Origin of the sequence: Rheinheimera sp. (genome assembly GCF_036568245.1) — a bacterium.
Lineage (GTDB): Bacteria > Pseudomonadota > Gammaproteobacteria > Enterobacterales > Alteromonadaceae > Alishewanella.
This window is the reverse complement of record NZ_DATCSY010000156.1, coordinates 1-3,131: the sequence shown is the minus strand read 5'-3', so window position 1 is coordinate 3,131 and position 3,131 is coordinate 1. Positions and strand designations below refer to the sequence as shown.

Annotated in this window: 4 protein-coding genes; 3 read left to right on the top strand and 1 reads right to left on the bottom strand. The window is 47.6% G+C overall.

The window, feature by feature from the left end; all coding sequences use genetic code 11:
* Both VIN66_RS06810 and VIN66_RS06805 read left to right on the top strand, forming a co-directional pair.
* Window positions 1-314 (top strand): M3 family metallopeptidase (locus tag VIN66_RS06810; RefSeq protein ID WP_331923275.1); only part of this gene is annotated, 314 nt, incomplete at its 5' end.
* A 540-nt stretch (window positions 315-854) separates the two neighbouring features.
* Complete coding sequence (locus tag VIN66_RS06805; protein ID WP_331923274.1) at window positions 855-1,424, top strand: PEP-CTERM sorting domain-containing protein; 570 nt, start codon at window positions 855-857, stop codon at window positions 1,422-1,424.
* An 81-nt stretch (window positions 1,425-1,505) separates the two neighbouring features.
* Here the strand turns inward: VIN66_RS06805 and pmbA are convergent, their stop codons facing one another.
* On the bottom strand, window positions 1,506-2,852 hold the full coding sequence (pmbA, locus tag VIN66_RS06800; RefSeq protein ID WP_331923273.1) for a metalloprotease PmbA: 1,347 nt from the start codon (window positions 2,850-2,852) through the stop codon (window positions 1,506-1,508).
* A gap of 116 nt (window positions 2,853-2,968) precedes the next feature.
* Here pmbA and VIN66_RS06795 point away from each other — a divergent pair.
* On the top strand, window positions 2,969-3,131 hold a 163-nt coding region (locus tag VIN66_RS06795), incomplete at its 3' end, for a DUF615 domain-containing protein (protein WP_331923276.1).

Here is a 3,131-nt window from a genome sequence, read left to right as displayed (position 1 = left end):
TGAAAAAGCACGGTGTTAACCTGGCTGCGGTACCGCCACGTTATAAGTCAGCGTTTTTCTCACACTCTATGGGCGGCGGATACTCAGCTGGCTACTATGCCTATATGTGGAGTGAAATTCTGGCAGCCGATGCGTTTGCCTATGTGCAGCAGCAAGGTGGTTTAAAACTGGAGAACGGCCAGAACTACCGCAAAAACATTCTGTCTGTCGGTAACTCACGCCTGCCAATGGAGTCTTATAAAGCGTTCCGTGGCCAGGAGCCAACGACAGATGCCCTGTTAATCCGCCGTGGTCTGAAGACGAAAGTAGATTAAAATCATTGAGCCAGCTTGCTCTCGTCTATACGAGGCAAGCTGCTTCTTCGGATCCTGCGGTTGACTTAGAGCAAGTCGATTCTCACCGACAGCAACACCCGTTTTACATTACCGGGTGTTGAGTTCACCTGAAGCTACTATTTTTTGATAGTAGCTTTTTTCGTTGTAACGACGACAAGATTTTGCACAGAGTCCAGATCCTACTTTTAACACCAATACTTCAATTCACAGCCCGCCTGCTTTCAATAAGATGTGTAAAGAACAGGCCAAGATTTATCGCCGTCTGCTTATATAAAGTGGACCTTGATTAGGTTTTTCATAACAAGATTCTACGCTCTTTATAACCAACCCAACAGCAAATCCCATTGTCTGCTTATTTTACATCTAGCTTAATAAAGATCTGACAATAAACCCAATGCATTGTTTTATATAAACTTTATTTACTGGCATATTATTTGAATTGAGCTACGCCAACAGATAATGTTAGTTCTAATACAGGCCTCTCAGGGTCGATGGAAAACGATGAAAAGGAAAAATCAAATGAAGTATAAATTTTTGAAAAGCGCAGTTGCGGGTTTTGCTCTGGCTGTAAGTGGATTTGCTAATGCCGCATGGATAGAGATCAATTTTGCAGACCTTACTCAAAACACCCAATATGCTAATTATGCCGGTGTCGAGTTCGATTTGATTGGTGGTTTAGACAGCTCAGGTGATCCTTTTGTGACCACAGGCGGCATTCACAACTCAAACAATAGCTGGTATCCGACAGCCCAAATTTTACAATTTTCTTTCTCAACGTTAGTTGAAGAAATCAGCTTCATTCTTGATAACTATGGTTCAGGCAATGGTAGTTTCTGGACTGCTTTTGGTACTGATAATTCAGTGCTGGAGACAGGTTCATTTTCATCAGGCGGTGGTGCATTTTCACTATCAGCTACCAATGTAGCTTATATTCAGTTCAATAATAATCAGCCATCTTCTAACTGGAATTTTCAGGTGAGCTCTTTTTCTGCCAGAGAGATCGCAAATGTTCCGGAACCTTCGACACTTGCAATATTAGCCCTTGGCGTAATGGGTTTGGCTTCCCGTAAATTTAAGAAGCAAGCCTAATTTATCTCACCATACTTGAAGATAAACACTGACCATTAGGGTGGTCAGTGTTTTTATCTATCTGAGAGCGCGTTCGCTAAACTAGCTACCTGCTACCTGCATCTGACTGATTAATACCGAGCCGGTCAACACACCGCCGCGACGGTCAATGTCGTTACCGACAGCGGCTATCTGCATAAACATATCTTTCAAATTACCGGCAATGGTCACTTCTGATACCGGAAACTGAATTTCACCGTTTTCTACCCAGAAGCCAGCGGCGCCGCGCGAATAATCACCGGTTACAGCGTTAACGCCTTGTCCCATCAGCTCTGTTACCAATAAACCCTTGCCCATAGTACGGCATAGCTGCAGTAAGTCTTCATCGCCATGGCTTATCAGCCAGTTATGGATGCCACCGGCATGGCCGGTACTGGCCATGCCCAGTTTACGGGCAGAATAGCTGGTGGTCAGATAGGTTGTCAGTATGCCAGCGTCAATGACGGTTAAATCGCGGGTTTTTACCCCTTCACCATCAAACGGGCTCGAGGCCAGCGCTTGTTTTAAATGCGGCTGTTCAAGAACTGTGATACCTGGTGCCATGATCTGCTGGCCAACTTTATCCAGCAAAAAGCTCGATTTACGGTAAATCGCCCCACCCGCAATCGCGGCAACAAGATGGCCAAACAGACCGCTGGCAATATCGGCGCGGAAGATGACCGGTACCTTTTGTGTCGCTATCTTGCGCGAGTTTAGCCGCGCTATTGTTTCCAGCGCCGCTTCACGGCCAATCTGTTTCGGGTCAAGCAGTTTGCTGTACTGGCGCGCGACGGTAAAACTGTAATCGCGCTGCATATCATCACCGTCTTCGCCAATCACCACACAGCTGAAGCTGTGGCGTGAACTGGGATGGCCGACCAGCTGGCCATGACTGTTACCATACACTTTTAAGCCAGTATGCGATGAGAACGATGCGCCTTCGGAGTTGGTAATACGGTTGTCGGTAGCAAAAGCCGCTTCTTCCGCGCCGGCACACAGCGCTATGGCTTCATCGGTACCTATGGTTTCAGGATGGTATAAATCCAAATCCGGTGGCGACATTTCCAGCCAGCTGGCGTCGGCAATGCCGGTATGGGGGTCTTCCGAGGTATAGCGGGCAATATCAGCAGCCGCTTCAACGGTACGCCGCAGCGCTTGGGGGCTTAAATCGGCAGTAGATGCCGAGCCTTTACGCTGGCCAAAATACAAACTGATACCCAGGCCACCGTCCTGATTAAACTCTACCGTTTCTACTTCACCGTGGCGGGTTTCCACGCTCAGGCCTTTAGTGCGGCTCATGGAAGCTTCGGCACTGCTGGCGCCCAGCTGTCTGGCATGCGCCAGTACCTCGGCTACTGCCTGTTTAACTTCGTCAATTTCCTGCCAGATAGTCGGTTGTGTTGAATGCATAATAGTGGTTCAGCCAAAGAATTTGCCACAAGCTTATCATAGTCTGCGAAAGCTGGCTGCTGCCAGACAGCACTATCATGTATACTTAGCGGCATTACAGTTAAGAGTGAAACAAGATGACCGATTTTATCCACGGCGATACCTGGGACGAAGAAGAAGGCAAAAGCAAATCACAGGTAAAACGTGAAATGCACGAGCTGCAAAAAATGGGAGAAGAACTGGTGGCGTTAAGCGCGGCATCCCGCGCCAAAGTGCCACTGGACGATGAGCTAAAAGACG